This is a genomic window from Nocardiopsis sp. CC223A (genome assembly GCF_030766825.1).
Taxonomy (GTDB): domain Bacteria; phylum Actinomycetota; class Actinomycetes; order Streptosporangiales; family Streptosporangiaceae; genus Nocardiopsis.
Map to the genome: position 1 here is coordinate 71,390 of NZ_JASFDV010000006.1, position 25,535 is coordinate 96,924.

The following is a 25,535-nucleotide window of genomic DNA, read 5'->3' on the forward strand; positions in this document are numbered from 1 at the left end:
GGGCGGAGCGTCGTCGGGGCCGGTGGATCGGTTGTCGATTCGGCTTCGATCCTGCCACGCACGGGGGCGGAATGCGCAACCGAGATCGAAGGTTGTAGCGCTACGTCGACCCCCAGGGGTACCGCCCCCACTCTCTTGCGAGGAGCACTCCATGACGCAGACCACCGCGGACATGGGCGAGCAGGACATCGCCCACGCGGACATGTGGTTCGATCCGGCCTGTCCCTGGGCCTGGATCACCTCCCGCTGGCTGCTGGAGGTCGAGAAGGTCCGCCCGGTGCGGGTGCGCTGGCACGTGATGAGCCTGAGCGTCCTCAACGAGGGCCGCGACCTTCCCGAGGACTACCGCCGGATGCTGGACGGGTCCTGGGCCGCGGTGCGCGTGTGCATCGCCGCCGAGCGGCGTTTCGGGGCCGAGGTCCTGGGCGCCCTCTACACCGCCCTGGGCACCCGCTTCCACAACAACGCCGAGCCCCGCACCGAGGAGACGATCCGGGCCGCCCTGGCCGACGCGGGCCTGCCCGGGGACCTGGCCGCCGCCGGTGACTCCACCGAGTACGACGAGGCCCTGCGCGCCTCCCACGCCGAGGCCATGAAGCTGGTCGGGGAGGACGTGGGCACCCCCGTCGTCCAGGTCGAGGACACCGCTTTCTTCGGCCCGGTCATCACCCCCACCCCGCGCGGCGAGGAGGCCGGGAAGCTCTGGGACGGCGTCCGCCTGGTCGCCGGGACCGAGGGCTTCTTCGAGCTCAAGCGCACCCGCACCCGCGGCCCCGTCTTCGACTGACCGCGGGGATGCGCAGTGGCTTCTCGGCCAGGTCCGACCGACCGGCACCGACAGGCCGTCCGTTGGACGATTCGTCGGCCCGCTCGGATGAGGAGTTCGGCCGAGAAGCCCCGCCGCGGTCTTGTCCGTCCGCCCGCCCGGCCGGCCGGGCGGACGGACGGACGGCGAACCGGGGACGGCCCCGGGCGCGGCGCGTGATCCGGGGCGCGCCCGGGTGCACACTGGAGGGGGCCGCGGTGGCGGCCGCCCACGACGACGGAAGGACCGGCCGTGCCCGAACCCGACGACGACCGCAGGGTCGAGTTCCTCGACGACCTCGACGTCCTGCCCGACACCACCTCCGACGAGGGCGCGCTGGGCTGGGGCGACGACGTCTCCGACGACTCCACCGACCGCCTGATCGCCGAGCGCCCCCCGCACTGGGACTGAACCCCGCACCGGTTCTGAAAGGACCCCGGCCGCCATCGGTGGGTCCACCGGTCGGGCGTCCCGCACTGGCCGACCGAATCCGGTTCTGCGACAGTGGGGGCATGCGATCCCTCTACATCGACGGCGCCTGGCGCGACTCCGCCTCCGACGAGGCCCTGGACGTGATCGACCCGGCGACCGAGCAGGTCATCGACACCGTTCCGGCCGGGGACCCCAAGGACGTCGACGCCGCGGTGGCGGCCGCCGCGGCGGCCCTCCCGGCCTGGTCGGCCCTGGCCCCCGGCCGCCGCGTCACCCACCTGGCCCACGCGCTGGACCTCTTCAACGAGCGCATCGACGACATCGCCGCCCTGCTCACCCGGGACGTGGGCGCCCCGGTGAAGTTCTCCCGCACCGTGCAGGCGGGTCTGCCCGCGCTCATGTTCCGGACCTACATCGACCTGGTCGAGGAGAGCGGCGAGCGCTACTTCGAGGGCGAGGAGCTGGGCAACTCGCTCATCATCCGCGAGCCGGTCGGCGTGGTCGGCGCCATCACCCCGTGGAACTACCCGCTGCACCAGATCGTGCTCAAGGTCGTGCCCGCCCTGCTGGCGGGCAACACGGTCGTCCTCAAGCCCAGCGAGGTCGCCCCGCTGAGCGCCTACGCCCTGGCCGAGGTGTTCCACGACGCGGGCCTGCCCGCGGGCGTGTTCAACCTGGTCTCGGGCACCGGCCCGGTCGTCGGCGAGGCCATCGCCGCCCATCCGGGGGTCGACATGGTCTCGTTCACCGGATCCACCCGCGCCGGCGTGCGCGTCTCCCAGGTCGCCGCCGAGACCGTCAAGCGGGTCGCCCTGGAACTGGGCGGCAAGTCGCCCAACGTGATCCTGCCCGACGCCGACCTCACCGCCGCCGTCAAGCGCGGCGTCGCCGACGTCATGCGCAACACCGGCCAGAGCTGCAACGCCCTCACCCGCATGCTCGTCCACCGGGACTCCTACGATGAGGCCGTCGCCCTGGCCGCGCAGGCCGCCGCCAAGTACGTCCCCGGCGACCCCAAGGACGAGTCCACCCGGCTGGGCCCGCTGGTCTCCGCGACCCAGCTGGACAAGGTCCGCTCCTACATCGAACTCGGCGTCCGAGAGGGCGCCCGCCTGGTCACCGGCGGCCCCGAACCCGTCGAGGGCCCCGGCTACCACGTCCGCCCCACGGTCTTCGCCGACGTGCGCAACGACATGCGCATCGCCCGGGAGGAGATCTTCGGCCCGGTCCTGGCCCTCATCCCCTACGACACCGAGGAGGAGGCCGTGGCCATCGCCAACGACACCGACTACGGCCTCAACGCCGCGGTGTGGTCGGGCGACCCCGAGCGCGGCCTGGCGGTCGCCCGCCGCCTGCGCGCCGGACAGGTGGAGCTCAACGGCGGTGCGCTCAACCCGCGCGCGCCCTTCGGCGGCTACAAGCGCTCCGGCAACGGGCGCGAGTGGGGGCTCTCCGGCCTGGAGGAGTTCTGCGAGGTCAAGGCCGTGCAGATGTGACCGGCCGGTGTGTCCGGACTCACGGCCCGGAACGGTTCATACCAGGAATCGGCCCCGGTGAGAATCGCGTTGTGGGGTGTGGAAAAATTCCGACTGGTCATCCCTGGTCGAACCCAATCGAGGTGTGAGTTGAGCAACAAGCCCGCGGTCTCCAAGGCAGGACCCCTCGGCAAGGACATCAAGATGATCGTGATCAGCAACGTGATCGCGATCGCCTCCATGGCCCTCTTCGCCGTGCTGGGTCTGAGCGTCGCGGCCGCCGCAGGCGCCGCCTGACCCTCGGTCACAGACGCGTCCGACGCCCCGCCCGTCCCCTCGACGGGCGGGGCGTCGTGCATCGCGCCCCCGGCGACCTGCGACACTGTGTCCGTGCGTGTTTACCTTGGATCAGATCATGCGGGCTACGAGCTCAAAGAACACCTCGTCTCCTGGCTGAAGGAGCGCGGCCACGAGGTCGTCGACGCCGGGCCGTTCGTCTACGACGCGGTGGACGACTACCCGCCCTTCGTCCTGCGCGCCGCCGAGGGCGTCGCGGCCGACCCCGGTGCGCTGGGCGTCGTCATCGGCGGCTCCGGCAACGGCGAGCAGATCGCCGCGAACAAGGTCGCGGGCGTCCGCGCCGCGCTGGCCTGGAGCGAGGACACCGCCCGGCTGGCACGTGAGCACAACGACGCCAACGTGCTCGGCATCGGCGGCCGGATGCACACCCTGGACGAGGCCACGCGCTTCGTCGAGGTCTTCCTGGCCACGCCCTACAGCGACGAGGAGCGGCACACCCGCCGCATCGCGATGCTGAGCGCCTACGAGGAGACCGGCGAGCTCCCGCCCCTGCCCTGACCGGATGTCCCCGGCCGGCCCGGGAACCGAGCGCCCCCGTCCGCGAACCCGGGCGGGGGCGCACACGCGCGGGCCCGGGAACGGGTTTGGGCTGATCCCAAACCCGCGATTATGGGGGAGAACACCGACGGATGCACGTGCCAGTCGGACACCCCCCGCGCTACAGTTCGTGCACAGCGGCTCGGTTCCGCCCCGGCCGCCGCCCGGCGGTGCCCACCGTCCGCCGCCACGACCGCGGGCGGGTCCCCACACCGCCCTCCGCCCGTCGCACGTCCCGAGCCGGGGACGACGTCGGGGCCCCGCCGGACCGTCACGGCCGCGGCGCGGGCCACCGAGCCGACCGACACCGAACCCCCGCGGGCGGGCGCGCCCGCACAGAGGATTGATGAAGCCCACACCGAACGCCAAGGCCACCCGACTGCTGCGCACCACCGTGCAGCGGATCGTTGCGGTCCTGCGGCGCAAGGTGCTCTTCCGCTACCGGCTCGTCCTCATCACCCTGGTCACCCTGGCCGTCGGCATCGGCGTCGGCGCCGTCTGGGGTCCGGCCGGGTGGTTCCCGCCCAGCTCCACCATCCTCACCGTCCTGGCCGGCGGCCTGCTGCTCAAGCGCAAGAGCCTGGCGGCCCTGCTCGGCGTGGTCGCGGCCGTCCTGGTCTTCGTCGCCTACATGCTCGACTTCGGGCAGGTCGGTCCCGGGCTGCTGGTCACCATCGGCGTCACCGCCGTGCTGTCCTACCTGCTGTCGGGCGTGCGCGAGCGCCTGGGCGTGCAGGGCCTGAGCGGCGAGATGATGCTCCTGGACCTGCGCGACCGGCTGCGTCAGCAGGGCCGCCTGCCCGGCCTGCCGACCGGCTGGGGCCGCACCGCCGTCCTGCGCCAGGCCGGGGGCTCCTCCTTCGGCGGCGACTTCGTCGTCTCCCACCGCGACGGCGACCGGTTGGACATCGCCGTGGTCGACGTCTCCGGCAAGGGCGTCGACGCCGGGACCCGCGCCCTGATGCTCTCGGGCGCCTTCAGCGGCCTCATCGGCGCGGTGCCCACCAAGGACTTCCTCGCCCACTGCAACGACTACCTCATGCGCACCGGCGGCGGTGAGGGATTCGTCACGGCCGTCCACCTCAACGTGGACCTGTCCACCGGCGAGTACAGCATCGCCTCCGCCGGCCACCCGCCCGCGGTGCACTACGACGCGGGCACCGGTTCCTGGGCCACCACCGAGGCCAAGGGCGTGGTCCTGGGCGTCATCCCGGAGATGACCTACGCCTCGGTCCGCGGCCGCCTGCGGCCCGGTGACGCCCTCATGCTCTACACGGACGGCCTCATCGAGACCCCCGGCGAGGACCTCGACGCCGGCATCGACCGGCTGCTCGGCGCCGCCGAGACCCTGGTGACCAGGGGATTCTCGACCGGCGCCGGGAAGATGGTCGACGTCCTCAGCAAGGACAAGAACGACGACTGCGCCCTGGTCGTCCTCTGGCGCGCCTGACCCGCCGGCGACACCCCCGGGGGCGGGTGCGGACCCCTCCCCGACCCCCGGACGGGTAAGGTTCGGGTTGCTCCCCGTCCCGCGTACGGCGGCCGTCCCCGTACACGTCCCCGGATACCCGTGCGCGCCCTCCCCGTTCCCGGCGCCGACTCCGCGCGGTCCACCACACCAGTGACGACGGGACCCGGAGCCGTCATCCGCAACCGGTGTCGCCCGCGGCCGTGCCCTGCGGGCGCAGGAGAACGCGAGGGGGTGCTTCGCATGTCAGAAGGCGAGCGCGCTGAAGAACTCACCGAACTGGTCGAGAACAACGACCTGACGGGAATCCGGCTCTGGTTGGCCGAACATAGGCCCTACGAGATCGCCGACGAACTCGCCCGCATGGCGGGCGGGCAGGCGATCATCCCCTTCCGGCTCCTGGACAAGGACCGCGAACTGGAGGTCTTCGAGGAACTCGACCCGGGCCAGCAGCAGGCCATCCTCCTGAGCCTGCGCGACGGCGCCTTCCACGAGCTCCTGGAGGAGATGGACCCCGACGACCGGGCCCGCCTCATCGGGGAGGCCCCGGCCAAGATCGCCACCCGCGCACTGGCCGGGCTCAGCCCCGCCGAACGCCGGATGACGGCGGCGCTGCTGGGCTATCCCGAGGACTCCGTCGGCCGGTTCATGACGCCCGAGACCGTCGTCCTGCACCGCGACCTCGCCGTCGGCCGAGCCCTGGAGATCGTCCGCGCCAAAGGAGCCGACGCCGAGACCATCTACACCCTTCCGGTGGTCACGGACGGCCGCCGCCTGGTCGGCACCGTCACCCTGGGAGACCTGGTCGTCAACGACGACGCACGGCTGATCAAGGACATCGTGGACGTACTGGCTCCGCGGGTGCGGGCCACCCACCCGGCCGAGGACGCCGCCCGCCTGATGCAGGAGGCCAACCTGGTCTCCCTGCCGGTGGTCGACTCCGAGGACCGGTTCGTGGGCCTGCTGACCTTCGACGACGCCCTGGAGCTCATCGAGGCGGCGGACTCCGAGGACATGGCCCGCCAGTCCGGTGCCAGCCCCGTCGGCGACCACTACGTCAGCGTCGGGGTGCTGCGCCTGGTCGGCGCCCGCTCGGTGTGGCTCATGCTGCTCATCGTGGCCGCCACCCTCACCGTCAACGTGATGCAGGTCTTCGAGGCCACCCTGGAGGAGGTCACGGCGCTGGCGGTGTTCGTGCCGATGCTCATCGGCACCGGCGGCAACGTCGGCGCCCAGTCCGCCACCGCGATCGTGCGCGCCCTGGCCGTCGGCGAGGTGCGGGTCCGCGACCTGCCCCAGGTCATCTGGAAGGAGGCCCGGGTCGGACTGCTGCTCGGCGTGATGCTCGCCGGCCTGGCGCTGGCCATCGGCGCCCTGCTGGTCGGACTCCAGGTCGCCGTGGTGGTGGCCTGCTCGGTCGTCGCCATCTGCACCTGGGCGGCGATCATCGGCTCGTCGATGCCGCTGCTGGCCCGCAAGGTGGGCGTGGACCCGGCGGTGGTCTCCTCCCCGATGGTGGCGACCCTGGTGGACGCCACCGGCCTCATCATCTACTTCTCGGTCGCGCGCCTCGTCCTGCACGTCTGACACAGTGGCATAACCCGCGTGACACCGGGTATCGCCTTGGATGCAGGACGGACCTGAGGGGGGAATACATGTCCGGTGCCGGAGATGCGTTCGACAAGCTGAAGAAGGCCGTCGACGACAACGCCGACAAGGTCGAGGGGCTGGTCGACAAGGCCGCGGACGCCGCCAAGAAGGCGACCGGCGGCGCCCATGACGACAAGATCGACAAGGGCGCCGACGCGGCGACCGACTACCTGCGCAAACAGGCCGAGAAGAACAAGGAGCAGTAGGTCGGTCCACGGGGGTGGGAGCGGGCGTCCAGAATATGGAGATGCCCGATCCCACCCCGTCCCGCGTCCAGGTCGCCCTGGCCCGCGTCCGCGTCCCCCTCATGTGGGTCGCGGGCGCCGCTCTGCTCGCCGGGTACGCCGGCCTGTCCTGGTGGGCGGGCTGGTCCCTGTTCGCCGTCGCGCTGGCCGTGTACCTGCGCCTGGGCACCGTCCGCTGCGCCCCGCGGGTCCTGCGGCCCCCGGTGCGGGGGCGGTGGATGGCGCTGACGAGTCCGGTGGACGCGGTCCCCAGCCAGGGCACCCACGCCTACGGGCAGACCCACGCCCTGGGGCTGGTCGCCGAGGACGGGACCCGGCCCGACATCGGGTGGCGGCCGCTGAGCCGTCCGCCGCGGGACTTCCCCGCGTTCGGGCGGCCCGTGTACGCGCCCGCCGACGGGGTCGTCGTCGCCGTGCACGACCGGCGCCGCGACCACCGCAGCCGCAACTCCTGGCCGTGGCTGCTGGGTTCGGTCGTGGAGAACACCCTGCGCGAGCTGCGCGGACCGGCGGGCCTGCTGGGCAACCACGTGATCATCGACACCGGCGGCGCGTACGTGCTGCTGGGCCACCTGGAAAGGGGGTCCATCGGGGTCCGCCCGGGGAGCCGGGTGGCGGCGGGCGATCCGATCGCCCGCTGCGGCAACTCGGGGGCGTGCACCGAGCCGCAGGTGCGGATGCAGCTCATGGACCACCGGTGGCCGCTGGTGGCGGCGGGGCTGCCCTTCCTGTGGGAGGCCGGGTGGGACGGGAGGCCCGGTACCGCGGGGCTTCCCGAGACCTGGCGGCCGTTCGACGTCCCCGCTGGTCAGAGCGGCTCCGAGGGAGGCTACCCTGAGGCTGATCAGGTAAGGCGTGCCTAATGTTCCAGTGAGGGGGGCGGTGTGGGCGAGATCGACGGGCGACCCTGTCGGCTCACGGTCTGCCGCGGCTGCTGCTGCGGGACCAGGAAGAAGGTCCCGGGCGTCGACCACAAGGCCCAGCTCGCCCGTCTCTCCGCCATCGACGACCACGCCGGCCGCACCGTGCCGGTCCGCACCAGCAAGTGCCTGGGCATCTGCTTCCAGGCCAACGTCGTGGTCGTGCAGCCCTCCCAGAAGGGCCACGCCGCCGGGGGCAGGCCCGTGTGGCTCGGTGAGATGACCGAGGACGGGCTGCTCGACGCCCTCGACGACTGGATCTTCGACGGCGGCCCGGGCCTGGCCCCGCTGCCCGACGCCCTGGCCGACCACGTCACCTCCAAGGACGCCAAGAAACCCAAGAAGCGCAAGCGCCCCAAGAAGGCCAAGGCCGCCGAGAAGGAGCGCAAGGCCGAGAAGGCCGCCCGCCCCGCGAAGAAGGGCGACGAGAAGAAGCGCCGCAAGAAGGACAAGGGCAAGAAGGGCAAGCGCCGCAAGAAGAAGTAGCGCCGGCCCGACCCCGCCTCCCCCTCAGTGGTCCTGCGGCGCGAACTGGGTCCGGTACAGCGCCGTGTACAGGCCGCCCCGGCCCAGCAGCTCCTCGTGCGTGCCCCGCTCCAGGATCCGCCCGTCCTCCAGGACCAGGATCTGGTCGGCCTCGCGCACCGTCGCCAGCCGGTGTGCGATGACCAGGGAGGTGCGCCCGGACAGGGCCTCGGCCAGCGCCTCCTGGACCGCGGCCTCCGACTCCGAGTCCAGGTGCGCGGTGGCCTCGTCCAGCACCACCACCGACGGGGAGCGCAGCAGCAGCCGGGCGATCGCCAGGCGCTGCTTCTCGCCGCCCGACAGCCGGTAGCCGCGGTCGCCCACCATCGTGTCCAGCCCGTCGGGCAGCTGCTCCAGCAGCGGGCCCAGCCGCGCCATCCGCAGCGCCGCCTCCATCTCCTCGTCGGTGGCGTCGGGCCTGGCGTAGCGCAGGTTCGCGCCCACCGTGTCGTGGAACAGCTGGGCGTCCTGGGTGACCACGCCCACCGCCTCGCGCAGCGAGTCCGCGGTGGCCTCGCGCAGGTCCAGCCCGCCGATGCGCACCGCGCCCTCGGTCGGGTCGTACAGCCGCGACACCAGGTGCGTCAGCGTCGTCTTGCCCGCGCCGGAGGGGCCCACCAGGGCCACCATCGTCCCGGGCTCGGCCCGCAGCGACACCCCGCTCAGCACCTGGGTGTCGTCGGAGCCGCGCCCCTGCGGGTTCAGCTCCAGCGACGCCACCGAGGCCTCCTCGGCACCCGGGTAGCGGAACGACACGTTGTCGAACTCCACGCCCACCGGACCGCGCGGGATCGGCCGGGCGTCCGGCGACTCCTTGATCGCGGGCTCCAGGTCCAGGATCTCGAAGACCCGGTCGAAGGACACCAGCGCGGTCATGATCTCCACGTGCACGTTGGACAGACTCGTCACCGGCCCGTACAGGCGCACCATCAGCGTGGTCAGCGCCACCAGCGTGCCGACCTCGAACGCGCCGTTCACGGCCAGCACCCCGCCGACGCCGTAGACCATCGCGGTGGCCAGCGCGGTGACGGTGCCCAGCATGGTGAACAGCAGGCCGCCGAACACCGCCTGGCGCACGCCCAGGTCGCGCACCCGGTCGGCCCGGCGGGCGAACCCGTCGGCCTCGTCCCGCGGGCGGCCGTACAGCTTGACCAGCATGGCCCCGCCGACGTTGAACCGTTCCGTCATCAGGGAGCTCATGTCGGCGTTGGTGTCCATCGCGTCCCGCGAGATGTGTGCCAGCCTGCGGCCGATCAGCTTGGCCGGGATCAGGAACAGCGGCACCAGTGCCAGCGCCAGCAGGGTCACCTGCCAGGACAGCGCCAACATGGTGATGATCACAGCGGTGGCGCTCACCAGGTTGGACACCACCGATTGCAGGACCGATGTGATCGCCCGCTGGGCGCCGACCACGTCGGTGTTCAGCCGGCTGATCAGCGAGCCGGTCTGGGTGCGGGTGAAGAACGCCAGCGGCATCTTCTGCACATGGGTGAAGACCTGCGTGCGCAGCAGGTAGATGATGCCCTCGCCGATACGGGCGGACAGCCATCGGCCGGTGAGCGCGAGCACGCCCTCCAGCAGGGCCAGGCCGCCCGCGGCGGCGGCCAGGCCGATCACCAGGGAGCCGTCCCCGGCGACGATGCCCCGGTCGATGATCGTCTTGAGCAGCAGCGGGTTGGCCACCACGATGGCGGCGCTCACCGACGTCACGAGCAGGAACAGAAGTATCGCCCGCCAGTGGGGGCGGGCGTAGGAGGTGATGCGACGGGTGATGCCGGGGGGCAGTTCCTGCCCGCGGGCGCTTCCGTCGTTGACCAGGGCCCTGTAAGAGGGCCGACCGGACATCATGGTCATATGGGCCTCGATTCGCGTTACGCGTGGGTCAACAACCGCTCGCGTGTCCCGCTTCCCGAGGTGTCCCCGACGCTCAGAGGGCGTGGGCGAGCCTGCCCAGCGCGGCGGTGGTGGAGCGGCCGGGCGTGAAGGGCAGCTCCCAGGCGAGGGCGCCCAGCGCCTCGGCGCCCAGGATCTTGGCCCGGGTGTAGCGGTCCCCGGCGGTGAAGGCCAGGGCGGCCGGGGCCAGCGGTCGCAGGACCTCGGCGTAGGCCGACCAGTCGGCGACCCCGGGGGGTCCGTCGATGATGAAGGACCCGGTCACACAGCCCAGTGCGGCGATGGTCTCGGCACGCTCCTCGGCGGGGTTGACCGGGCGTCCGGGCCCCTTCCAGGCGCGGACGCGCTCGTCGCACTCGATGCCGACGACCAGGGGCAGGCCGCGGTCGGCGATGGCCTGGAGGAAACGGATGTGGCCGACGTGCAGGACGTCGAAGACCCCGGTGACGACGGCGGGACGCTCCAGCCCCTCCGGTCGTGCGAACCAGCGCGTGCTCAGTGCCGTACCCGTGCCCGTGTCCGTCATCCAGTCACCCGATTCTCACAGGGGTGCCCGTGTCCGGTTTCGTCGGCGACCCCGCCCGAAAGGTCAACGTACCCGGTCGGGCCGGGTATTCCGCGGCCGGGTCCGAACGACGTTCGGACCTGTGGGGGAGTTCACCCCGACGCAGGTCCGCGGGACGCGGTGCACGCGAGCGGGGGCCGGTGCTGGTGCACCGGCCCCCGCCGTGTGAGGAGCGGGCGACGAGAATCGAACTCGCATGACCAGCTTGGAAGGCTGGGGTTCTACCATTGAACTACGCCCGCGTGGCGCCGGAGCCTTCGAGTTTCCTCTAGACTCGTTGAGCCGACGGGGACAAGAGTACAGTCTCCGCAGCGTTGGTCGCACACTCCTTTCGTGGAACGTGCGGACGGCGTGTTCGGTCCGTGCCGGGAACCCGGAACCGAACACGGTGTTCGGGGAGCAGGTGCACGGGGTGTGGCGCAGCTTGGTTAGCGCGCATGCTTTGGGAGCATGAGGCCGCGGGTTCGAATCCCGCCACCCCGACGAAACCGGCCACTGCGGCGGCTCCGGCCGTGCGCGGTGGCCCCCTGCGCATCTGCCCTAGACTTGGTGCGATCAGCAGGAAACTGTAAGTCCCAGCCCGTCGCAGGGCACCCCGACGCCGGAGATCGTCAGATCGGGCGGGGGTGCGCGCGTGCATTCGCCGTTGTGTGGTGCGCCTGCGGGCCGACGCGGACACCAGCCGGCAAACCTAGGAGTACCGCCCCGTGAAGACCGTTGTCGAGGAGCTGAGCCCGACCCGGGTCAAGCTGACCATCGAGGTGCCCTTCGAGGAGCTCGATCACGCTTTCGACGTGACCTACAAGTCGCTCGCGAAGCAGGTTCGGATCAAGGGCTTCCGCCCGGGCAAGGCGCCGGCGCGACTGATCGACCGTTACGTCGGTCGCGGCGCTGTGATCAGCGAAGCGGTCAACCACGCCGTTCCCGAGCTCTACAACGAGGCCATCCAGAAGGAGGAGATCTTCGCGCTCGGCCAGCCCGACGTGGAGGTCACCAAGCTGGAGGACAACGACGAGCTCGCCTTCACGGCCGAGGTCGACATCCGCCCCAAGTTCGAGGTCTCCGACTACAAGGGGATCGAGGTGACCGTCGACAACGCCGAGGTCACCGAGGAGCAGATCGACGAGCAGCTCGGCTTCCTGCGTGAGCGCTTCTCGACCCTGGTCGGCGCCGAGCGCCCGATCGAGGACGGGGACCACGTCTCCATCGACCTGTCCGCCGCCGTCGACGGTGAGAAGCTTGAGGACGTCGCCGTCAGCGGCTACTCCTACGAGGTCGGTACCAACACCATGCTGGAGGGCCTCGACGAGACCCTGCGCGGCCTGGAGGCCGGTGCCGAGGCCACCTTCACCACCACCCTGGTGGGCGGCGAGCACGAGGGCCGGGAGGCGGACGTCACCGTCACCGTGCACAGCGTCAAGGTGAAGGAGCTGCCCGAGCTGGACGACGAGTTCGCCCAGCTGGCCAGCGAGTTCGACACCATCGCCGAGCTGCGCGAGGACGTGCGCACGCGGATGACCGAGGTGCGCCGCATCCAGCAGCTGTCCTCCGCCCGTGACAAGGCCCTGGAGAAGCTGATCGAGTCGATCGAGCTGCCGCTGCCCGACGCGGTCGTCGACGAGGAGATCCAGCGCCGCCGGGAGAGCCTGGAGCAGCAGCTCGCGCAGAGCGGCCTCACCAAGGAGGCCTACCTGGAGTCGCAGGAGAAGACCGAGGAGGAGTTCGAGGAGGAGCTCACCACCGGTGCGCGCTCCGCGGTCAAGGCCGGGTTCATCCTCGACCAGCTGGCCATCCAGGAGGACCTGAGCGCCGACCAGGGCGAGCTCAGCCAGTACGTGTTCGAGCAGGCCCAGCGCATGGGCGTCAGCCCGGACCAGCTGGCCCAGCACCTGGTGCAGTCCAACCAGATCCGCGTCGCCTTCACCGAGGTCGTCCGCGGCAAGGCCATGGACCTGGTGCTGTCCGCCGCGAAGGTCACCGACGAGGACGGCAACGTCATCGAGCAGGAGACCGCCGAGGAGAAGGCGGCCAAGGCCGCCGCCGAGGCCGCGGTCGAGGGCCTGGAGGTCCTGGAGGACGTCGAGGAGGCCCCCGCGGCCGAGGCGACCGAGGCCGAGGACGCCGAGGACAAGGACGCCGAGGACACGGCCAAGGCCGACGAGGCCAAGTAGTCCCGGCGGTCCCGCCGAGCACTCACGGGCCCCGCACGACCCCTCCCGGGTCGGGCGGGGCCCGCCGCTTCCCCGGGGCCGCCCTCGGACCCCGGGGCGCGGGCTCCCCGGGAGTCCCGTGCGGCGCCGGAGCGCCCCTTATTCCCGCTCCCGACCGCCTTCTTGTTCGCCGTCGGGAGAACAGGGCCTGCCGGGCTTGTGTCACCCTGCGCTCAAAGCGAACAGGCACGGTATCCGTGCAACCCCGGTGTCGGTCGGCGTTAGTGTCGCTGTATCGCAACCGTTTCGATTCCGGAGCAGGTGACGAGAGTGCCGCCGATCTTTGATGAGTCCCCGCGATTCGACGCTCGTACGTCGGAGACGCAGTTTTCCCCTTTTCTTGAGCAGACGCCTCAGCGCCTGTTGCGCCAGCGAATCGTTTTCCTCGGCCAGCAGGTCGATGACGAGATCGCCAACCGCCTGGTGGGCGAGCTCCTGCTGCTGTCCGCAGAGGACCGCCAGCGGGACATCACGCTGTACATCAACTCGCCCGGCGGTTCCGTGACCGCGGGCATGGCGATCTACGACGTGATGCAGTACATCCCCAACGACGTCCGCACCGTGGGCATCGGCATGGCCGCCTCGATGGGCCAGATGCTCCTGTGCGCCGGTGCCCCCGGCAAGCGCTACGCGCTGCCGCACACCCGAGTCATGATGCACCAGCCGTCCGGCGGCATCGGGGGCACCGCCTCCGACATCCGCATCCTCGCGGACCAGCTGATGTACGTGAAGAAGATGTTCATCGAGAAGATCTCCGAGCACACCGGTCAGACGGTCGAGCAGATCGAGAAGGACGCCGACCGCGACCGCTGGTTCACCGCGCAGGAGGCCAAGGACTACGGCTTCATCGACGAGGTCCTGGAGGGCACGCTCGACGTGACCCGGGACCGCGGGTAGCGAGTGGTCGGTGATCGGAACCGTCGGGGCCCGGAGCACCCGGGGCCGGCACGGTGACCTCGCCCGACCCGGCGGTGCCGGGATCGGCGTAGTGCGTGGAAGCGTGGAAGGCGTGAAATGACCGAGTTCAACCCCTTTATCGGCGGCACGGCCCCGATGTCTCCCCAGGGCCGCTACGTCCTGCCGTCCTACGTGGAGCGGACGTCCTACGGCGTCAAGGAGATGAATCCGTACAACAAGCTCTTCGAGGAGCGGATCATCTTCGTCGGCGTGCAGATCGACGACACGTCGGCCAACGACCTGATGGCGCAGCTCATCACGCTGGAGCAGCTCGACTCCGAGCGCGACATCCAGATGTACATCAACTCGCCCGGCGGTTCGTTCACGTCGCTCATGGCGATCTACGACACCATGCAGTTCGTCCGTCCGGACATCCAGACGGTGTGCATCGGCCAGGCCGCCTCCGCCGCGGCGATCCTGCTGGCCGGCGGGACCAAGGGCAAGCGGGGCGCGCTGCCCAACGCCCGTATCCTGATCCACCAGCCCGCCACCGAGGGCATGCACGGTCAGGCCAGCGACATCGAGATCCAGGCCAACGAGATCACCCGGATCCGCACCCAGCTGGAGACCACCCTGGCGCGGCACACGGGCCGCACGCCCGAGCAGGTGTCCAAGGACATCGAGCGCGACAAGATCCTCACGGCTGAGGAGGCCAAGGAGTACGGCATCATCGACTTCGTGCTCCCGTACCGCAAGGCGTCCCTGAACAAGTAGACCCTGCGGGCACAGGTCGAGAAAGCGTCGACCGGACCGGCCGCCAACCCGCCCGGAAGGGCCCGGTGGTGAAGCCGGTCCGGTTTTTCGCTTAGTCTGGCGAAAGAGCGACACACGGATCGCCCGTCCGCGAGCGGACGGGTGCGGGGTATTCGGACCCCGCACCGCCGCGGCACGCGGCATCGGCGGCCTTAAGTTTCGAGGAGTGGCTGGGTGGCACGCATCGGCGACGGCGGGGACCTGCTGAAGTGCTCGTTCTGCGGCAAGAGCCAGAAGCAGGTGAAGAAGCTCATCGCCGGCCCCGGCGTCTACATCTGCGATGAGTGCATCGACCTCTGCAACGAGATCATCGAGGAGGAGCTCGCCGACTCCACCGAGCTCTCCTGGGATGCGTTGCCCAAGCCGCGGGAGATCTACGAGTTCCTGGATTCGTATGTGATCGGGCAGGAGCAGGCGAAGAAGGCGTTGTCGGTGGCGGTCTACAACCACTACAAGCGGGTGCGCTCGGAGGGGGAGCGTCCGGGTGGTGAGGATGTGGAGATCGCGAAGTCGAACATCCTGTTGTTGGGGCCGACGGGGTCGGGCAAGACGTTGTTGGCGCAGACGTTGGCGCGGATCTTGAACGTGCCGTTCGCGATCGCGGATGCGACGGCGCTGACCGAGGCGGGGTATGTCGGTGAGGATGTGGAGAACATCCTGTTGAAGTTGATCCAGGCGGCCGATTACGACGTGAAGAAGGCCGAGACGGGGATCATCTACATCGATGAGGTGGACAAGGTCGCGCGCAAGAGCGAGAATCCGTCGATCACGCGGGATGTGTCGGGTGAGGGGGTGCAGCAGGCGTTGTTGAAGATCTTGGAGGGGACGACGGCGAGTGTGCCTCCGCAGGGTGGGCGGAAGCATCCGCATCAGGAGTTCATTCAGATCGATACGACGAATGTGTTGTTCATCTGTGGTGGGGCTTTTGCCGGGTTGGACAAGATCATCGAGTCGCGTACGGGGCGGCAGGGGATGGGGTTCAATGCGGTGTTGCGGTCGAAGGAGGAGCTCGCCGGGGGTGGTTTCGGTGAGGTGATGCCGGAGGATCTGTTGAAGTTCGGGATGATTCCGGAGTTCATCGGTCGGTTGCCGGTGATCACGAGTGTGCATGATCTGGATCGGGAGGCGTTGATCCGGATTTTGACGGAGCCGCGTAATGCGTTGGTGAAGCAGTATCAGCGGTTGTTCGAGTTGGACGGTGTGGGGTTGGAGTTCACGCCGGATGCGTTGGAGGCGATCGCTGAGCAGGGGATCATTCGGGGGACGGGTGCGCGTGGGTTGCGGGCGATCATCGAGGAGGTGTTGTTGTCGGTGATGTACGAGGTGCCTTCGCGTGAGGATGTGGGTCGGGTGATCATCACGCGGGAGACGGTGATCGACAACGTCAATCCCACGATCGTGCCGCGGGCGCAGGCCAAGCCCGAGCGCCGCGAGAAGTCCGCCTGAGCCCGCGGCCGCAGCGCGTGAAAGGACGGCGCCCTCCTCCGGGAGGGCGCCGTCCTTCGCGTCGGGCTACTCCTCGTTTTCGAGGACGGCCTCCATGCGGTCGATCTCGGTGTTCTGCTCGGCGATGAGGTCGTTGGCCATCTTCATCACCGTCTGGTCCTTGCCGTTCTCCAGGACCTCCTCGGCCATGGTCACCGCGCCCCGGTGGTGCTCGGTCATCAGCTCCACGAACAGCCGGTCGAACTCGTCGCCGTCGGCGGCCTCCAGCCGGTCCATGTCCTCCTCGGCGACCATGCCCGGCATGTCCTCGTGGTCCACCTGGAGATCGCAGGTCGGGACCTCGCCCTCCTCGTGGTGGTCGCCGTCCCCCTCCAGCCCGCAGAAGTTCTGGTGGGCGGGGTTCTCCCGGGCCGGGCCGAAGACGTTCGTCTCCAGCCAGCTCTCCATGGCGGTGATCTCCGGCCCCTGGGCGGCGCTGATCCGCTCGGCGATGCCGCCGATGCCTTCGCGCCGGTGACGCTCGGGGGCCAGCTCGGTCATGTCCAGGGCCTGGGCGTGGTGCTCGATCATCTTCACCAGGTAGACGACGTCGGCCTCGTTGTGGCCCTGCTCCTCGGCCAGGGCGGCGATCTGCTCGGCGGTGGCCGGGGAGGACGACTCCCCGGGCGCGCCGGGGGCGATGACGTTCGCCGACTCCTGCGGCTCGTCCTCCCCGGTGCAGGCCGAGGCTCCCAGGAGCGCGAGAGCGGTTCCTGCCGCGAGTACCAGGCGACGCACGGGGTGTCCTCCAAGAACGGGGGTGTGGGACGGGCCCGGGGCTGTGCGCCGCCTCCGGCGCGGTGGACCCGGTCGGAGGAGAACGCTCTGCTGGGCTTTCTACTCACTCCCCGGGTGCTTTGTCCACCCTTGCGGGTGTGTCTCCACCGTTTTGTTCACTCCGTGTGTCCCGGGCACCCCGTCTGTCGGATCTGGTCCTTGTGTGCTCATTGCGGTGTCTCTCCTGGTCCGCGGCCTGCCGGGGGGTGCGACACAAAGTAGGCGATCTGTTGCCCTGTGTGTCGGGGGTGGGTCGTGGGCGGGCAGACCGGGTGTTGGGGGAGTCCGTGCCGCGCACTCCTGCGCCGGGTCGGTGCCGGTACGGCCGCGGTCCCGCCGGCCGCCGCGACCGCGCTCCCCGGAGCGGCGGCGGTCACGGAACAGGACGTCTTCGCCGAAGGGGTGGTCCGGGTGCGGGCTGCCCGAGCCCGCGCCGCTGGACCGGGAGGACGCCTTCGACTCCGACCCGGCGTTCACCGGCGACCACGCCATCGGCGGCGACTACGACGGGTTCGCCGTCCACGACATCTCCGACCCGAGCCGGCCCCGGGTGGTGTCCACGGTCCTGTGCCCGGACGGCCGGGGCGACGTGTCGGTCGGCGGCGACCTGCTGTACCTCTCCGTCGGCTACCCGTGTGAGAGCGACGGGTGCGGTGCTCCGGCGGCACCGGTCACCGATGTCGGTGGACGTCCCCCGGGGCGGGCGCCTGAACATCGCCCGGGTGCACCGCCGGTGGGGCATGGTGGACATCCCCGAGCCCGGCCGGGTCCGCTTCCGGTGGACCAAAGACCTGCCCGTCGGCAAGCGTGCCGACGCCGACGACCGGCTCACCGATCCGCGCCTGGAACGGGCGCAGGGCGTGGTTATGGACGAGTTCAACTCCCAATTGCAACCGTCCTTTTTCGGGTATGGGCAGCAGCCGTAATGGTGATCGCGACCGGGGGAAACGCGGGGGCCGGAGGACCGCCGACCGGAGCGGGCACATCATCGGCCTCCGCAAGAACCTAGGCACCCCGCGTGGCCGGATCGGGTCGTGTGGACAGTGTGTTAACCGGCGTGTTTCTTTTGTTCCCCCCTATACAGATAGATGTTGAAGTGTGTACTTTCTTCCTGTTCAGCGTCGGACCCGAACAGGAGCCCCCATGGCGTCCTCCCCCATGCCAACCTCTCCGCCGCGGTCGTTGAGATCCACGCTGAAGAGGGGAGTGGTCGCCCTCGCCGGGGCCACCGCCCTCGTCGCGTCCCTCCTCTCACCCTCCGCCGCGTCCGCCGACCAGGCGTTCTCCAGTGACGCGGACACCAGCGCCAACGTCACGCACGTCGCCAACGTCCCCAAGACCGAGGTGATGAGCGCCTTCAACTCCGACCTGGCGTTCACCGGCGACTACGCCATCGGCGGCAACTACAACGGGTTCGTCATCTACGACATCTCCGCTCCCGAGGACCCGACGGTCGTCTCCGAGGTCCTGTGCCCGGGCGGCCAGGGCGACGTGTCGGTCAGCGGTGACCTGCTGTACTTCTCCGTCGACTACGCCCGGGCCAGCGACGAGTGCGGTGCTCCGGCCGTGCCCACCAGCGACCCGAACGGGTTCGAGGGCATCCGGATCTTCGACATCTCGGACAAGGAGAACCCGCAGTACGTGGCGGCGGTGCGCACCGACTGCGGTTCGCACACCAACACCCTCGTCCCGGGCAAGGACGGCGAGCACGAGTACATCTACGTCTCCTCGTACTCCCCGTCGGAGAGCTTCCCGAACTGCCAGCCGCCGCACGACAAGATCTCCGTCATCGAGGTCCCCCTCGACGACCCGGCCTCCGCCCAGGTCGTCGACACCCCCGTCCTCTTCCCGGACGGCGGCTACCGCAACACCAGCGGCTGCCACGACATCACCGTCTACCCCGAGAACGACATCGCCGCGGGCGCCTGCATGGGCGACGGCGTCCTGATGGACATCTCCGACCCGGCCGCCCCGGTCGTCACCGACCTCGTCCAGGACACCAACTTCGCGTTCTGGCACTCGGCGACGTTCACCAACGACGGCGCCACCGTGATGTTCACCGACGAGCTCGGCGGCGGTGGCGGCGCGACCTGCCTGGAGAGCATCGCCTCCGAGCGCGGGGCCAACGCCATCTACACGATCGGCGGCCTCAAGAAGGGCGACCCGGAGCTGTCCTTCGAGGGCTACTACAAGATCCCGCGTGTGCAGAGCGCCACCGAGAACTGCGTGGCGCACAACGGTTCGCTCATCCCGGTCCCGGGCCGCGACTTCTTCGTCCAGTCCTGGTACCAGGGCGGGGTCTCCGTCATCGACTTCAACGACCCGTCCGACCCGGAGGAGATCGGCTACTTCGACCGGGCCCCGATCGACGACGACCGCCTCGTGCTCGGCGGCTCCTGGTCGGCCTACTACTACAACGGCTACGTCTACTCCTCGGACATCACCCGGGGCCTGGACGTCATCAAGCTGGAGGACCCCCGCTTCCGTGTGGCCGAGCGGGTCCACATGGACGAGTTCAACCCGCAGTCGCAGCCGGAGTACCGCCCGGGAAGGGGCAACGGCCGCTGACCGCCCCGTAGACGCCCCCGGCCCTCCGGGGCAGGGGCGGGTGACGTGAGAGGGGCCGCGGCCGTGCACGCCGCGGCCCCTTCACGTACCCCCTGACCACCCCCTAGTGCACAGGAGTCCCGATGCCCGCACCACGCAACAGGAGAGGCCCGCGTCGCTCCGTCGCCCTGGCGGCGACCGCCGCGGCCTCCCTGCTCGTGGGTCTGCTCGGCCCGGCGACCGCATACGCGGACACGCCCCCGGCCGACTCGATCCACAGCTCCAACATCGAGCACGTGGCCTACGTGCCCAAGCCCTCCACCGTCCGCAACGTCAACTCCGACCTGGCGTTCACCGGCGACTACGCCATCGGCGGCAACTACGACGGCTTCGTCATCTACGACATCTCCGACCCGGAGAACACCACGGTCCTGACCGAGGTCCTGTGCCCGGGCGGCCAGGGCGACGTGTCGGTCAGCGGCGACCTGCTGTACCTCTCCGTCGACTACGCCCGGGCCAGTGACGAGTGCGGTGCTCCGGCCGTGCCCACCAGTGACCCGAACGGGTTCGAGGGCATCCGGATCTTCGACATCTCGGACAAGGAGAACCCGCAGTACGTGGCGGCGGTGCGCACCGACTGCGGTTCGCACACCAACACCCTCGTCCCGGGCAAGGACGGCGAGAGCGACCTCATCTACGTGTCGTCGTACTCGCCCTCGTCCAACTTCCCGAACTGTCAGCCGCCGCACGACAAGATCTCCATCATCGAGGTGCCGCACGACGACCCGGCCTCGGCCGCGATCGTCAACGAGCCGGTGCTGTTCCCGGACGGCGGCAACCACGACCAGGACAACCTGCTGCTGCCCACCCAGGGCTGCCACGACATCACCGTCTACGCGGAGAAGGACATCGCGGCGGGCGCCTGCATGGGCGACGGCGTCCTGATGGACATCTCCGACCCCGTGAACCCGGTGGTCACCGAGGTCGTCCAGGACCCGAACTTCGCGTTCTGGCACTCGGCGACGTTCACCAACGACGCCCGGAACGTGCTGTTCACCGACGAGCTGGGCGGCGGCGGTGCCCCGACCTGCACCGAGGAGATCGGCGGCGACCGCGGCGCCAACGCCATCTACACCATCGGCGGCACCGACGCGGAGCCGGAGCTGGACTTCGCCAGCTACTACAAGATCGACCGGCACCAGGGCGACCAGATCTGCGTGGCGCACAACGGTTCGCTCATCCCGGTCCCGGGCCAGGACTTCTTCGTCCAGTCCTGGTACCAGGGCGGTGTGTCCGTCATGGACTTCAACAACCCGAGGAAGCCGAAGGAGATCGCCTTCTTCGACATGGACTCCCGGGTCGAGGAGGGTGTCCTGGACAACGACACCTGGTCCACGTACTACTACAACGGCTACATCTACTCCAACGACATCACCCGGGGGCTCGACGTCCTGAAGGTGACCGACCCGCGCCTGCGGTCGGCCGAGCGCATCACGTTCGACGAGCTCAACCCGCAGAACCAGGAGGGCTACCGCCCCGGCCGCTAGACGCCGTCCGGGAACAGCGGTGGCACGGCGGGGCCTGTTCCGGCAGGGCGGGTGAACACACCCGGCCGCCACCGGTCCACCGATACCGGACGGGCCCCGACCGCCTCGGCCCAGGGCAGGGCCGAGGCGGTCCGGCCGCCGCCCCCGACGGGTTCGCACGGACGCCGTATGCGAACCCCGCCACGGGGTAGCCCTCGCGGAGAAGGTTTTCCACGAGCCGGGTAGGGGGCGTCCGTTGCTCTGGGAGGTGGCGGCGATCACGGCCGCGGCGCTGGTCCTCGTCATGGTCGGGGGCCCGTTCACCCGGCTGGTCGACCGTCTCGCCGACCGCACCGGCATGGGCGAGACCCTGGCCGGGATCGTCCTGATCGGCATGGTCACCTCCCTGCCCGGTCTGATCACCAGCATCATCGGGGCGGCCCACGGCGACGCCTCCTTCGCCATGAACAACGCCCTCGGGGGAATCGCGGCCCAGACGGTGTTCATCGCCCTGGCGGACATGTTCTACCGGCGCGCGAACCTGGAGCACGCCGCCGCCTCACTGCCCAACCTCCTCGCCCCGACCGGGCTGTGCATCATGCTCGGTGTGGTGCTGGTGGCCGGCGCGGGGCCGCCGCTCGACATCCTGGGCGTCCACCCGGCCTCACTGCTGCTCGTGGCCTGCTACCTGTACTGGCTGAGGTTGTCGCGCAAAGTCCGCGCCGAACCCATGTGGCGCGTCGAGCACACCCGCCACACCCGGCCGGACGTGCCGACCCCGGCCCCCGAGGACGGTGAATCGCTCGGCGGCATGTGGACGCGGTTCGCGGTGCTCGCCGCGGTGGTGGCCGCGACCGGCTACGTCGTGGGCGAGGCCGGGCTCTCCCTGGCCGAACAGACGGGGGTGTCGAGCGGACTGGTCGGCGCGCTGGTCACGAGTGTGGTCACCTCCCTGCCCGAACTGGTGACGGTCCTCTACGCGGTCCGCATCCGGGCACTGCACCTGGCGCTCGGCGACATCATCGGGGGCAACGGCTTCGACGTGCTCTTCCTGTCCGCTTCCGACGTCGCCTACCGGGAGGGTCCCCTCTACGCCGCGATGGACGAGCGGGTGGTACTGCTCACCGGCCTGGGCATCGTGCTCAACCTGCTGGTCTCGGCGGGGCTGATCCGCCGTCAGGAATCCGGGATCGGCTTCGAGGGCATCGCCATGTTCGCCGCCTACGCGCTCGGCGTGGCCATGCTGGTCTCCCTCGGCTAGGGCCTGTTCGGCGGATGCCTTCGTGCGGCTCGGCGCTTGCGCCGGATGCGGGGGCTGCCCGGCGGCTCCGCGGAGGTATAGCGCCGAAGGTGTCCGTAAGCGGGAGGTACCGGGCCGAAGGCGTCCTTTGAGGGTGGCGGTGGGCTACGGGTGGGCGGCGGCGGGCGGCGGACGGGTGGAATGATCCGCCGGACACGTCCCGGGTCCGTTCCCGATCTCCGGCGTCGCGGTGGTCGGTCACGGGTGTCAGCCGAAGAGGCGGTCGGTGGGCGCGTTCAGAACCTCGGTCATCCGGCCGGTGAGGGGGCGGCGGACGGGTGGGTGGAATGATCCGCCGGACACGTCCCGGGTCCGTTTCCGATCTCCGGCGTCGCGGTGGTCGGTCACGGGTGTCAGTCGAAGAGGCGGTCGGTGGGCGCGTCCAGGACCTCGGTCATCCGGCCGGTGAAGTAGACCGTGCCCAGGGCCAGCACCCGGTCGCCCAGGGCGGCCACCCGGGCGGGTGAGAGGTCGGCGGCGTCCACCCGGCCCCAGTGCGCGGGCGGGGCGTACTCGAACCGCAGGTGCGCCTCGGGCAGGCGCACCATGGTGACCGGCAGGTCGCCCAGCACGGCCACGGCCCCGGAGACGTCCTTGTGGTCGGGCAGGCACAGCAGCACGTGGTCCACCCGGCCCCAGGCGGCGCGCGCGTGGGCCAGCGCCGTGGCCACCCCCACCCGGTCGATCGCCGAGTCCACGATGACCTCGGCGCCGTCCGCGCCCGGAACCGGGTGCCGCGACAGCCGGGCGGGGAGCCGCAGGGTGCGCAGCACCGCGTGCAGCCGGTCCGGTTCCAGCGGTCCCCGGCCCAGGTACTCCAGCATCCGGGCGGCCGCGGCCGTGCCCAGCACGCCCGAGGCGGCCGACAATCCCGGCGGGCGCAGGCGGGCGGGCGGTTCCGTCCCGGGCGCCTGCGGATCGGCGATCTCGGCCCGCACCCGGCCCCCGGTCGCCTCCGCCAGTGCGGCGTCCACGGCGGCGGCGACCTCCGGGGTCTGCGGCAACCGGACCAGGCTCCGGGTGCGCTCACCGGCCACCCGGGTCTTCTCCCGGGCGATCTCGGCCACGGTGTCCCCGAGAATTCCCATGTGTTCGGCGAAGACCGCACCGAGGGCGACCACCTCCGGGCCGATCAGCCGCAGTTCGTCGCGGTACCCGCCCATCCCGGCCTCCAGCACGCACACGTCGGCGCCGGCGTCGCGGGCGTGCAGCAGGGCGGCGACGAGGAACAGGCCGCTCGGCGCCAGGTACCCGCCGGACTCCGCCGGGGCGGGCAGCGAGCGCCGGGCCCGGTCGATCCGCGCGCCCAGGGCGTCCAGCACCTCCCCGGTGACCGAGGTCCCGTCCAGCCGCACCCGCTCCCGGTAGGAGCGGAAGCTCGGCCCGGTGGCCAGCACGGTCCGCAGTCCCGCCGAGGACAGCGCGGCCGCCGCCGTGGTGGCCGTGGTCCCCTTGCCCTTGGAACCCACCACCCCCAGCACCGGCGGCCGGTCCCCGTCCAGGTCCAGGGCGCGCATCAGCTCCCGGGCACGCTCCAGGCTGCGGGTCGAGCCGGCGGTGCGGCCGGACCACTCGGAGAAGAAAGGGTCAAGGTCGGGCATGCCCCCAGTATGCTCCCGGTCATATCACGGTCCGGACTTCGTACCCGGAGGTCACACTCCCGCTGGGACGCGTACACTGACGCGGTGTGTACACCCCGACCCCGATCTCTCAGCAGCCGTGAGTGAGGACCGCGCCGACGCGCGCTACGCCGAAGTGACGGCGCAGATCCTCGCCCGGGCGCCCGAGACCGACATCGACCCCCGCTTGGACCGCGTCCGCACCCTGCTGGACCTCTTGGGCGATCCACAGCGGAACTTCCGGGTCATCCATGTCACGGGCACCAACGGCAAGACCTCCACCGCCCGCATGATCGACGCGCTCATGCGCGCCCGGGGCCTGCGCACGGGCCGCTACACCAGCCCGCACCTGCGCACCGTCCGGGAACGCATCGTCGTCGACGGGGAGCCCGTCTCGCAGGAGCGGTTCGTCGAGACCTTCGACGACATCCGCCCCTACATCGAGATGGCCGACGCGATGAACGACGCTCCCTTGTCGTTCTTCGAGATCCTGACGGTGATGGCCTACGCGGTCTTCGCCGACACCCCGGTCGACGTGGCCGTCGTCGAGGTGGGCATGGGAGGGCGCTGGGACGCCACCAACGTGGTGGACGGCGACGTCGCGGTGATCACACCCATCGGTATCGACCACACCGAATACCTGCCCGACACCGTCGAGGGCATCGCCGAGGAGAAGGCGGGCATCATCAAGCCCGACTCCATCGCGGTCGTCGCCCAACAGCCGGTGGCCGCGGCCGAGGTCCTGTTGCGCAACGCGTCCGAGGTCGGCGCCCGAGTGGCCCGCGAGGGCCTGGAGTTCGGGGTGCTGGGCCGCGAGGTCGCGGTGGGCGGTCAGCAGATCGCCGTCAAGGGCCTCACCGGAAGCTACGACGACCTCTTCCTGCCGATGTTCGGCGCCCACCAGGCATCGAACGCCGCCGTGGCCGTGGCCGCGGTCGAGGCGTTCGCCGCCGCGGGCGAGGACGCGGCCGGCCTGGACCCCGCCATCGTCGCCGAGGCCCTCGCCGGGGTCGATTCCCCCGGGCGTCTGGAGGTGGTGCGCACCAGCCCCACCGTCATCGCGGACGCCGCCCACAACCCGGCCGGAATGATCGCGACGGCCGCCGCCGTGGAAGAGGCCTTCGGCTTCTCCCGCCTGGTGGGCGTGGTCGCGATCATGGCCGACAAGGACGTCGAAGGGATCCTGGATCCCTTGGAACCGTTGCTCGACGAGATCGTCGTCACCCGCAACTCCTCACCCCGTTCCCTCGACCCGGAGTCCCTGGCCGCCATCGCGGTGGGGATCTTCGGCGAGGACCGCGTCCACCTGGCGCCCCGACTCGACGACGCGATCGACCTGGCCGTGGGCCGGGCCGAGGCCGAGGGCGAGTTCGGCGGCTCCGGGGTGCTCGTCACCGGTTCGGTGGTCACCGCGGGAGACGCGGTCCACCTGCTGCGCGGCGCGGGGGAGTAGCGGACCGACGCTCTCACTACGAAGGGAATTCCC

At 70.5% G+C, this 25,535-nt stretch carries 23 protein-coding genes and 2 tRNA genes; 20 read left to right on the plus strand and 5 right to left on the minus strand.

Annotation, left to right across the window (positions count from 1 at the left end; all coding sequences use genetic code 11):
- Positions 1–151 precede the first annotated feature (151 nt).
- The 10 genes from QJS33_RS04090 to QJS33_RS04135 all read left to right on the plus strand — a co-directional run bounded on the left by QJS33_RS04090 (position 152) and on the right by QJS33_RS04135 (position 8,378).
- On the plus strand, positions 152–787 hold the full coding sequence (locus QJS33_RS04090) for a DsbA family protein (RefSeq protein ID WP_306366491.1): 636 nt from the start codon (positions 152–154) through the stop codon (positions 785–787).
- A 270-nt stretch (positions 788–1,057) separates the two neighbouring features.
- Positions 1,058–1,216, plus strand: coding sequence for a hypothetical protein (locus QJS33_RS04095; protein ID WP_306366492.1), 159 nt, complete (start codon positions 1,058–1,060; stop codon positions 1,214–1,216).
- 101 nt (positions 1,217–1,317) lie between these two features.
- The gene (locus tag QJS33_RS04100) at positions 1,318–2,733 is read left to right on the plus strand and encodes an aldehyde dehydrogenase family protein (protein ID WP_306366493.1); all 1,416 of its coding nucleotides are present in this window, start codon (positions 1,318–1,320) and stop codon (positions 2,731–2,733) included.
- A 129-nt stretch (positions 2,734–2,862) separates the two neighbouring features.
- Positions 2,863–3,009: a hypothetical protein gene (locus tag QJS33_RS04105; RefSeq protein WP_220559607.1), complete on the plus strand. Its 147-nt coding sequence runs from the start codon at positions 2,863–2,865 to the stop codon at positions 3,007–3,009.
- Between the two features lie 93 nt (positions 3,010–3,102).
- Positions 3,103–3,570, plus strand: a complete 468-nt coding sequence (locus QJS33_RS04110) for a ribose-5-phosphate isomerase (protein WP_306366494.1) — start codon at positions 3,103–3,105, stop codon at positions 3,568–3,570.
- Positions 3,571–3,955: 385 nt separating this feature from the next.
- Positions 3,956–5,059, plus strand: a complete 1,104-nt coding sequence (locus QJS33_RS04115) for a PP2C family protein-serine/threonine phosphatase (RefSeq protein WP_306366495.1) — start codon at positions 3,956–3,958, stop codon at positions 5,057–5,059.
- Between the two features lie 261 nt (positions 5,060–5,320).
- Entirely contained in the window at positions 5,321–6,664 is a 1,344-nt protein-coding gene (mgtE, locus tag QJS33_RS04120; RefSeq protein WP_306366496.1) for a magnesium transporter, read from the plus strand.
- A 68-nt stretch (positions 6,665–6,732) separates the two neighbouring features.
- Positions 6,733–6,933, plus strand: a complete 201-nt coding sequence (locus tag QJS33_RS04125; RefSeq protein ID WP_306366497.1) for an Rv0909 family putative TA system antitoxin — start codon at positions 6,733–6,735, stop codon at positions 6,931–6,933.
- 41 nt (positions 6,934–6,974) lie between these two features.
- Positions 6,975–7,835: a M23 family metallopeptidase gene (locus QJS33_RS04130; RefSeq protein WP_306366498.1), complete on the plus strand. Its 861-nt coding sequence runs from the start codon at positions 6,975–6,977 to the stop codon at positions 7,833–7,835.
- A gap of 21 nt (positions 7,836–7,856) precedes the next feature.
- Positions 7,857–8,378 carry a (2Fe-2S) ferredoxin domain-containing protein gene (locus tag QJS33_RS04135; protein ID WP_306366499.1) on the plus strand — a complete coding sequence of 174 codons (522 nt, stop codon included), beginning with the start codon at positions 7,857–7,859 and terminating at the stop codon, positions 8,376–8,378.
- Between the two features lie 24 nt (positions 8,379–8,402).
- Here QJS33_RS04135 and QJS33_RS04140 read toward each other — a convergent pair whose 3' ends face one another.
- The 3 genes from QJS33_RS04140 to QJS33_RS04150 all read right to left on the minus strand — a co-directional run bounded on the left by QJS33_RS04140 (position 8,403) and on the right by QJS33_RS04150 (position 11,117).
- Positions 8,403–10,265 carry an ABC transporter ATP-binding protein gene (locus QJS33_RS04140; RefSeq protein ID WP_306366536.1) on the minus strand — a complete coding sequence of 621 codons (1,863 nt, stop codon included), beginning with the start codon at positions 10,263–10,265 and terminating at the stop codon, positions 8,403–8,405.
- A gap of 79 nt (positions 10,266–10,344) precedes the next feature.
- Entirely contained in the window at positions 10,345–10,836 is a 492-nt protein-coding gene (locus tag QJS33_RS04145) for an adenylyltransferase/cytidyltransferase family protein (protein ID WP_306366500.1), read from the minus strand.
- Positions 10,837–11,046: 210 nt separating this feature from the next.
- Positions 11,047–11,117: transfer RNA gene (locus QJS33_RS04150), tRNA-Gly, on the minus strand.
- Between the two features lie 166 nt (positions 11,118–11,283).
- Here QJS33_RS04150 and QJS33_RS04155 point away from each other — a divergent pair.
- The 5 genes from QJS33_RS04155 to clpX all read left to right on the plus strand — a co-directional run bounded on the left by QJS33_RS04155 (position 11,284) and on the right by clpX (position 16,241).
- Positions 11,284–11,358 (plus strand) — tRNA-Pro (locus QJS33_RS04155).
- Between the two features lie 224 nt (positions 11,359–11,582).
- Positions 11,583–13,046: a trigger factor gene (gene tig, locus QJS33_RS04160; RefSeq protein ID WP_306366501.1), complete on the plus strand. Its 1,464-nt coding sequence runs from the start codon at positions 11,583–11,585 to the stop codon at positions 13,044–13,046.
- 309 nt (positions 13,047–13,355) lie between these two features.
- Positions 13,356–13,982: a ClpP family protease gene (locus QJS33_RS04165; RefSeq protein WP_306366502.1), complete on the plus strand. Its 627-nt coding sequence runs from the start codon at positions 13,356–13,358 to the stop codon at positions 13,980–13,982.
- Positions 13,983–14,099: 117 nt separating this feature from the next.
- Positions 14,100–14,756, plus strand: a complete 657-nt coding sequence (locus QJS33_RS04170; protein WP_306366503.1) for an ATP-dependent Clp protease proteolytic subunit — start codon at positions 14,100–14,102, stop codon at positions 14,754–14,756.
- A 213-nt stretch (positions 14,757–14,969) separates the two neighbouring features.
- Complete coding sequence (clpX, locus tag QJS33_RS04175) at positions 14,970–16,241, plus strand: ATP-dependent Clp protease ATP-binding subunit ClpX (protein WP_306366504.1); 1,272 nt, start codon at positions 14,970–14,972, stop codon at positions 16,239–16,241.
- A 66-nt stretch (positions 16,242–16,307) separates the two neighbouring features.
- On the opposite strand, the gene QJS33_RS04180 is transcribed toward clpX, so the two are convergent.
- Entirely contained in the window at positions 16,308–17,018 is a 711-nt protein-coding gene (locus QJS33_RS04180; RefSeq protein ID WP_306366505.1) for a DUF305 domain-containing protein, read from the minus strand.
- 674 nt (positions 17,019–17,692) lie between these two features.
- Between QJS33_RS04180 and QJS33_RS04190 the strand changes: the two genes are divergently transcribed.
- From QJS33_RS04190 to QJS33_RS04205, 4 genes are all read left to right on the plus strand, one after another.
- A complete protein-coding gene (locus QJS33_RS04190) occupies positions 17,693–17,983 on the plus strand; it encodes a hypothetical protein (protein WP_306366538.1) in 291 nt (96 codons plus the stop codon).
- 232 nt (positions 17,984–18,215) lie between these two features.
- On the plus strand, positions 18,216–19,625 hold the full coding sequence (locus QJS33_RS04195) for an LVIVD repeat-containing protein (protein ID WP_372339583.1): 1,410 nt from the start codon (positions 18,216–18,218) through the stop codon (positions 19,623–19,625).
- Positions 19,626–19,747: 122 nt separating this feature from the next.
- Positions 19,748–21,151, plus strand: a complete 1,404-nt coding sequence (locus tag QJS33_RS04200; RefSeq protein ID WP_306366507.1) for an LVIVD repeat-containing protein — start codon at positions 19,748–19,750, stop codon at positions 21,149–21,151.
- Between the two features lie 235 nt (positions 21,152–21,386).
- On the plus strand, positions 21,387–22,391 hold the full coding sequence (locus tag QJS33_RS04205) for a sodium:calcium antiporter (protein WP_306366508.1): 1,005 nt from the start codon (positions 21,387–21,389) through the stop codon (positions 22,389–22,391).
- Positions 22,392–22,783: 392 nt separating this feature from the next.
- Here QJS33_RS04205 and QJS33_RS04210 read toward each other — a convergent pair whose 3' ends face one another.
- Positions 22,784–24,031, minus strand: a complete 1,248-nt coding sequence (locus tag QJS33_RS04210; protein ID WP_306366509.1) for a hypothetical protein — start codon at positions 24,029–24,031, stop codon at positions 22,784–22,786.
- Between the two features lie 118 nt (positions 24,032–24,149).
- On the opposite strand from QJS33_RS04210, the gene QJS33_RS04215 reads away from it, so the two are divergent.
- A complete protein-coding gene (locus QJS33_RS04215; protein WP_306366510.1) occupies positions 24,150–25,502 on the plus strand; it encodes a folylpolyglutamate synthase/dihydrofolate synthase family protein in 1,353 nt (450 codons plus the stop codon).
- The last annotated feature ends 33 nt before the right edge of the window (positions 25,503–25,535 follow it).

Bases quoted from the DNA above. Each gene is read 5' to 3' on its own strand.
- QJS33_RS04200 (WP_306366507.1), top strand. From the start codon at position 19,748: ATGCCCGCACCACGCAACAGGAGAGGCCCGCGTCGCTCCGTCGCCCTG.
- QJS33_RS04210 (WP_306366509.1), bottom strand. From the start codon at position 24,031: ATGCCCGACCTTGACCCTTTCTTCTCCGAGTGGTCCGGCCGCACCGCC.
- QJS33_RS04140 (WP_306366536.1), bottom strand. From the start codon at position 10,265: ATGATGTCCGGTCGGCCCTCTTACAGGGCCCTGGTCAACGACGGAAGC.
- QJS33_RS04145 (WP_306366500.1), bottom strand. From the start codon at position 10,836: ATGACGGACACGGGCACGGGTACGGCACTGAGCACGCGCTGGTTCGCA.
- QJS33_RS04170 (WP_306366503.1), top strand. From the start codon at position 14,100: ATGACCGAGTTCAACCCCTTTATCGGCGGCACGGCCCCGATGTCTCCC.
- QJS33_RS04125 (WP_306366497.1), top strand. From the start codon at position 6,733: ATGTCCGGTGCCGGAGATGCGTTCGACAAGCTGAAGAAGGCCGTCGAC.
- QJS33_RS04115 (WP_306366495.1), top strand. From the start codon at position 3,956: ATGAAGCCCACACCGAACGCCAAGGCCACCCGACTGCTGCGCACCACC.
- QJS33_RS04090 (WP_306366491.1), top strand. From the start codon at position 152: ATGACGCAGACCACCGCGGACATGGGCGAGCAGGACATCGCCCACGCG.
- QJS33_RS04195 (WP_372339583.1), top strand. From the start codon at position 18,216: ATGCCAACCTCTCCGCCGCGGTCGTTGAGATCCACGCTGAAGAGGGGA.
- QJS33_RS04100 (WP_306366493.1), top strand. From the start codon at position 1,318: ATGCGATCCCTCTACATCGACGGCGCCTGGCGCGACTCCGCCTCCGAC.
- QJS33_RS04130 (WP_306366498.1), top strand. From the start codon at position 6,975: ATGCCCGATCCCACCCCGTCCCGCGTCCAGGTCGCCCTGGCCCGCGTC.
- mgtE (WP_306366496.1), top strand. From the start codon at position 5,321: ATGTCAGAAGGCGAGCGCGCTGAAGAACTCACCGAACTGGTCGAGAAC.